At 67.4% G+C, this 5,222-nt stretch carries 4 protein-coding genes and 3 pseudogenes; 5 read left to right on the top strand and 2 right to left on the bottom strand.

The window, feature by feature from the left end:
* The 4 genes and pseudogenes from ACZ53N_RS36235 to ACZ53N_RS36220 all read left to right on the top strand — a co-directional run.
* A pseudogene (locus ACZ53N_RS36235) lies at window positions 1-578 on the top strand (transposase); the annotation flags it as partial.
* A gap of 1,050 nt (window positions 579-1,628) precedes the next feature.
* Complete coding sequence (locus ACZ53N_RS36230) at window positions 1,629-1,721, top strand: helix-turn-helix domain-containing protein (protein ID WP_469144978.1); 93 nt, start codon at window positions 1,629-1,631, stop codon at window positions 1,719-1,721.
* 321 nt (window positions 1,722-2,042) lie between these two features.
* Window positions 2,043-2,393 (top strand): transposase, encoded by a 351-nt coding sequence (locus tag ACZ53N_RS36225; RefSeq protein ID WP_469144977.1) that lies wholly within the window; start codon window positions 2,043-2,045, stop codon window positions 2,391-2,393.
* Window positions 2,390-2,809, top strand: coding sequence for a hypothetical protein (locus ACZ53N_RS36220; RefSeq protein ID WP_469144976.1), 420 nt, complete (start codon window positions 2,390-2,392; stop codon window positions 2,807-2,809). Before ACZ53N_RS36225 ends, ACZ53N_RS36220 begins: the two co-directional genes overlap by 4 nt.
* A gap of 336 nt (window positions 2,810-3,145) precedes the next feature.
* Here ACZ53N_RS36220 and ACZ53N_RS36215 read toward each other — a convergent pair whose 3' ends face one another.
* Entirely contained in the window at window positions 3,146-4,618 is a 1,473-nt protein-coding gene (locus ACZ53N_RS36215) for a transposase (protein ID WP_469144975.1), read from the bottom strand.
* 308 nt (window positions 4,619-4,926) lie between these two features.
* Here ACZ53N_RS36215 and ACZ53N_RS36210 point away from each other — a divergent pair.
* Window positions 4,927-5,115, top strand: a pseudogene (locus ACZ53N_RS36210) (integrase core domain-containing protein); the annotation flags it as partial.
* On the opposite strand, the pseudogene ACZ53N_RS36205 reads toward ACZ53N_RS36210, so the two are convergent.
* Window positions 5,112-5,222, bottom strand: a pseudogene (locus ACZ53N_RS36205) (cytochrome d ubiquinol oxidase subunit II); the annotation flags it as partial. The pseudogenes ACZ53N_RS36210 and ACZ53N_RS36205 overlap by 4 nt on opposite strands.

The following is a 5,222-nucleotide window of genomic DNA, read 5'->3' as shown; positions in this document are numbered from 1 at the left end:
TTCGAGGACGAGGCTGGCTTCTCGATGACGCCGCCCCGCGCCCGCACCTGGGGCCGGCGCGGACACACCCCTGTCATCCGCGTCCGTGGCAGGTCCCGCCGCCGGACCTCGGTCGCCGCGTTGTGCTGCTGCAAACCCGGTGAGAAGAGCCGTCTCATCCACCGTCCCCGCAACCATCTCCTGCTCAAGGGGGTACGCAAGAGCTTCTCCTGGAAGGACTGCCGCGACCTGCTGGTGCGGGCACACATCCAGCTCGATGGCCCGATTGTGGCGGTCTGGGACAATCTTAATACCCATCTGGCCGCCGGCCTGAAGCGGTACGAGGCCGAGCACGACTGGCTCACCACCGTCCGGCTGCCGCCGTATGCGCCCGACCTGAACCCCGTCGAGGCCGTGCCGTCTGGTCACTCATGCGCAGAGCGATGGCCAACACCGCCTTCGGCACACCTGACAACCTCGACCGCAAGCTCCGCCGAGAGTTACGCAGGATCCAGCTCCGGCCCCACCTGATCGACGGCTGCCTCACCGCCACCGGCCTGACCCTCGCACCACCGACCCCACCCTCAAAACCTCAGTAGGTTCCTGCGCTGCCCATACGAGTGGGGATGAGCTCAACACGGTACTGGCGCTCGGGACACGCGCCTTGCCCCTGATCTTGGACACCCGAGATAAGTGGATCTTGAGATTCCAGCAGAACAGAATGTAGCCGAGCTTGATGGGCACGCACCCACGTAGAGGTCGAGAGAGCCCGGACGGAAGAGGCCGAGCAAGTCCCGGAAGGATACGCCCGAGTTGCGGGCGGAAGTGCTGAAAGCTGTCCAGGGGACGACCGGGGCGAACCCGGCCCCTCAACCCCGCCGGAACTTCGGCAGCGGCGAGGACCTGACTTGGTTCGGTGAAGAGCTACGCCACGCGCAGCTTGCCGCCTGCGTCGTCCCCACTGCTGCCTCCCTAGCCCTGTGGCGAGCACCAGGAGCAGCTCGACAACGACAGCTACGTCCTGGTCAACGGCGAACGCCGCTGCCGCAGCGCCGCACATGTCGGTCTGGAGGGGCTCAACTTCGTCGTCCGCGACCAACTCGCCGCGGCTAAGGAAGACTTCGTAGACCACCTTCTCAAGGAGAACCTCGAGCGCGAAGGTTTCGACGTCATCGAACGAGCCCGGAGCGGCTACCAGATGATCGACGTGTGCGCCGCGGAGCAGGAGGCCGGAACGTGAACCCGGGCGGCCAACAAGCTTCGCCGTGATCGTTCCTGAGTGACAACTGATGTTTTCGGGTTGGTGCCGAGTGGGTGACGGTGGCTGATCCCTGTGATAAGCCGACAGCATGTGGTACGCGCGGGCTGGGGGTCTAGCTGCTGAGCGGCGGGCTATTCGGGAAGGGGCCCGGCTGGAGGCCGGGGAGTGTGGGCCGCGCGGGGTAAGGAGACGGCGGTGATCGCCAGAATTCTGCGGATGAGTGAGCTTTCGGCGGAGCGATGGCGCCGTGTCTGGCGTGAGGGCGCGGTGCTGGCGCTGGAGTCGAGGGAGCCGGCAAGCTGCCGGAACTGTCCGGTGAACAGTTCGCCCGTCTGGAGGAAGAGCTCGTCAGGGGCCAGCTGGGCACGGCTGGGATGGCCAGTGGTGGATGCTGGAGCGTGTCAGATGCGTGATCGGCAGGACGTTCCGCATCACTTGTACGGTTGTGGGGGTGTGGCGGCTGCTGCACTGGCCCGGCTGATCTTGGCAGTGCCGGGCCCGCCGGGCACTCGGACGGGGGTGCAGTTGTGGAAGAAGGACGTGTGGCCCCGCGGGTGGGAGAAGCGCGGCGGCCCTCGGAGCCCGCATCGTCTTCGGGGACGGGGCGGGGTTCGCGATGACGCCGCCACGCGCCCGCACCTGGGATCGGTGTGGTCACACGCCCGTCGTCAGGTTCCGCGTCCGGTCCTCGCGGCGCATCTCCACCGCGGCGACGTGTTGCTGCAAATCCGACGAGCCGTCGAGGCTGATCTGCCGTCCTCGCATCCTCATGCCCTTCAAAGGGCGCGCGGAAGAGCCTCGCGTGGACCGGCTACCGGGACCTCCTGGTCTCCGCGCCCGCCCGGCACCCCGGCTGTGCCCGTCTGGGATAATTGAGCCCCACCGGGCCGCCGGGATACGGCAGCACGCCGCCGACCACGCCTGGCTCATCATCGTCCAGCTGCCCGGCTACACCCCGGACCTGAACCCGGTGGAAGGCATCTGGTCGCTGTTGCGGCGTGGACCACTGGCCAACACCGCCTTCACCGACCCCGACCACCTCGAACACACCCGCAGCCTCAGCCACACCCAGCACGACCCCGAACGCATCGACGGCTGCTCCCCCAAAGTACGCAGACTCCGGTCATCACCGCCTGGCCAGGGGGGGCAATGAGCAGGCACGCCACCGCGTACGTACTCAGTCTCGACATCGCCAACGAGACCGCCCGCAAGGTCTTCTTGCTCCTGGCCGAACGCACCACTGCACCGGGCGATCCTTACCGCCCCGAGGACGTTCCCGAGATCATGGTCCTAGGCCTCCAGAGCCCCGACATCCCCGCGCTCGCCGTGCGCGCCGGGCTGGCTCCCGAAGAGTTCCGACAGCAACTGCGCGGGCTGAAACAACACGTGCGGATGGACGTCATCGAGTACAGCGACGGCCTCTGGGAAATTGTCTACGGGCCAGCCTACAACAGGCCCCCAAGGCCGCGCACGGCAGAGACCGATCTGCCCAAAGGCGGCCCGTACCCGTTCTGGATGCCGGACTGGGACAAGCACAGCACATGGGGATACGAGGAAGGGGGGCTCTGACCCTGGGCCTTGGGCACCGGTGACACTAGCCTTGATGGTCCAGGAGGGTTGTACCGGTCAAGGCCGGGTGCGTGGGAGTCAAGCCCCGGATGCTGAGGAACTGGCTCCGCTGCTGACGCACGGCGTTCGGGTTACCATGCGGCAGCCCAGGGGACCGTGTCGGCTCCGGACTCGGGGAGGGATCTGCCCCGCGTCGGCGGGTCCGCGAGCTCCACGAAGGGCGGGACACTCTGCGGAAGACCGCCCGGTACTTCGCCGAGGCGGGGCGGCGGACGCGCCGTGTTTGGACCGCCGGTAGTACCGCGTCCACCCTCGAAGCGGTGAGGATGTCGCAGGTCAGTAGCAGGACGGCGCTGACGGCGCCGGGCATGGAGGGGAGGCCGTTGGCGGCGGCCGGGCAGGAGTCGGGTAGGGGGCTCCAGCCGTTCCCGTGCCCGGCACAGCGACGACTTCGCCGGAATCCGCCATGGCCCCAGCATCCCAGCACCGCGCAGGCTCCGGTCCGGCCGCACGCGGCAACGACCCGGTCCACCAAACCGGCAGATATATCCAGGTCAGCCCAAGCCCGACAACTCCGGCACACTCGCGGCCACCGGCACCCCCCGGGCACCAGTCCCGGGCATCAGTCCGGCAGCATACGCTCGAACCAACGAACCAGTAAGGCAATGCCGTGACTCTGTTGGTGATCTTTCTGGGGGGCATGGCGTGGCGGTGCAGGGTGAGTGGAAGTGGGTTGGTCGGCGGTGGTCGTCTGGGGTTCGGTGGTCCAGTCTGCGACGCGGGTGAGTTGCAGGCCATGGCGGTCAGGACGTGCTGGACGTGGGGCTTGCGCAGGTCGCGGTAGCGGGTTCTGCGCAGTCTGCAGGTGCGGATGTTCTGGGAGAGGGTGGCCTCGATGCCGTCGCGGATCGCGTAGCGTCGCTGCCGTTCCTGGTTCTGGTGGTCGAGCCGGTTGCGGGTCTGGATCTCGTGGAGTTCGCGGGTGGGCAGGAGCGCGAGGGCCCGGGGCCGGTCAGCGGAGTTGGTGCACTGGCTGCGGACCGGGCAGGACAGGCAGTCCGCCTTGGCGAACTTGACCTGGATGTAGTCGTGTCCGCTGATCCGCAGCGGCCTCCATTCCCTGCTGACCGAGCCCTGGGGGCATATGGCCTTGTGGGTGTCCCAGTTGATGGTGAACGCGGCCTTGTCGAAGCCGCCCCGGTCCCTGGCCTGGTGGCTGTGGTCGGGCACGATGGGACCGAGCAGGGTGATGCCGTGCACCCGCTGGGCGCGTTCGACGCGGGCTGGACTGATGTAGGCGGCATCGACCACATGCTCGGTTGGGGCCAGCGCGGCGGCCGTCAGGTCATCGTGGATCCGCCCGGTGAGCTCGCCGTCCTGGACGGGGGCGATCGTCGTGGCCACGTGCACCACCACCTCCGGCCGTTCGGTGTCGCATGTCTCGCTGAGATGGACCCAGCCGCGCGAGACGGACGGCACCGAGGCCGCGGCCTTCACCGACTGCGCATCGATGATCCCGGCCGTCGGCTCCGCCTGGCGGCCCTCCCTCTCACGCACCCGTCCGCGCAGCCGGTCGTGGAACTCTGTGATCAGCCCGTGCTCGCGCCAGCGGCGGAAGAAGGCGTAAACCCGGCCGCAATCAGGGAAGTCCGCGGGCATCGCCCGCCACGAGATACCGCCCGCGACCAGATAGCGGATCGCGTCCAGCATCTGGCGGTGACAGTAGCCCTCGGGCTGCCCTCCCCGGCCCTGAAGCCAGGCCGGCACCGGCAGCAAAGGCCGGATGGCCGCCCACTCCGCGTCCGACATGTCCGAGGGATACCGGCGCACCCGGTCCGGATGATCGGCCGCGTTACCGTACACATGCGCGAGGCAATCACACGATGGAGCAGCCGAGTTGAACTGAACGGGTTCGGACGCGTACAACAACGACACCAGGGCCTCCCGGCACTGCTCGGTTGGATTCGCATCCCCGAGCTACCGAGAGGTCCTGTCTTCATGCGCGCACAACGGGAAGATCACCCCGGCGGGAAACCTGTTCGACCCGCACGTTCCATGATCGGTTGAGATGCGGCTTCTGAGGCCTGACCAAACTTGACACCTATAAGAGCATCTGCGAGGTCGAACGCTTCCACCGCCCCCTTCTCGACGAATGGGCCTACCAGCGGCCCTACACCAGCAACACCGAACGGACCGAAGCCCTGGCAGACTTCCTCCACACCTACAACCACCACCGATACCACACCGCACTCGCAGGCCAGCCACCAATCAGCCGCGTCAACAACGCTGCAGGTCAATACACCTAGGCCGCGGCAGCGGGAATGTGCTGGGTGCCGATCCGCTTGCGGAAGACCCAGTACGTCCACGCCTGGTAGCCGATGATCAGCGGCGTCATCGGCACCGCGACCCACGA

The sequence above is a fragment of the Streptomyces sp. NPDC033229 genome (assembly GCF_055576875.1).
Note: the sequence above shows the minus strand (reverse complement) of the source record. Positions and strands in the feature narration are given on the sequence as shown.

Excerpts from the sequence above, each read along its gene's own strand:
- ACZ53N_RS36215 (WP_469144975.1), bottom strand. The coding sequence starts at position 4,618 with ATGTCGGACGCGGAGTGGGCGGCCATCCGGCCTTTGCTGCCGGTGCCG.
- ACZ53N_RS36220 (WP_469144976.1), top strand. The coding sequence starts at position 2,390 with ATGAGCAGGCACGCCACCGCGTACGTACTCAGTCTCGACATCGCCAAC.
- ACZ53N_RS36230 (WP_469144978.1), top strand. The coding sequence starts at position 1,629 with ATGCTGGAGCGTGTCAGATGCGTGATCGGCAGGACGTTCCGCATCACT.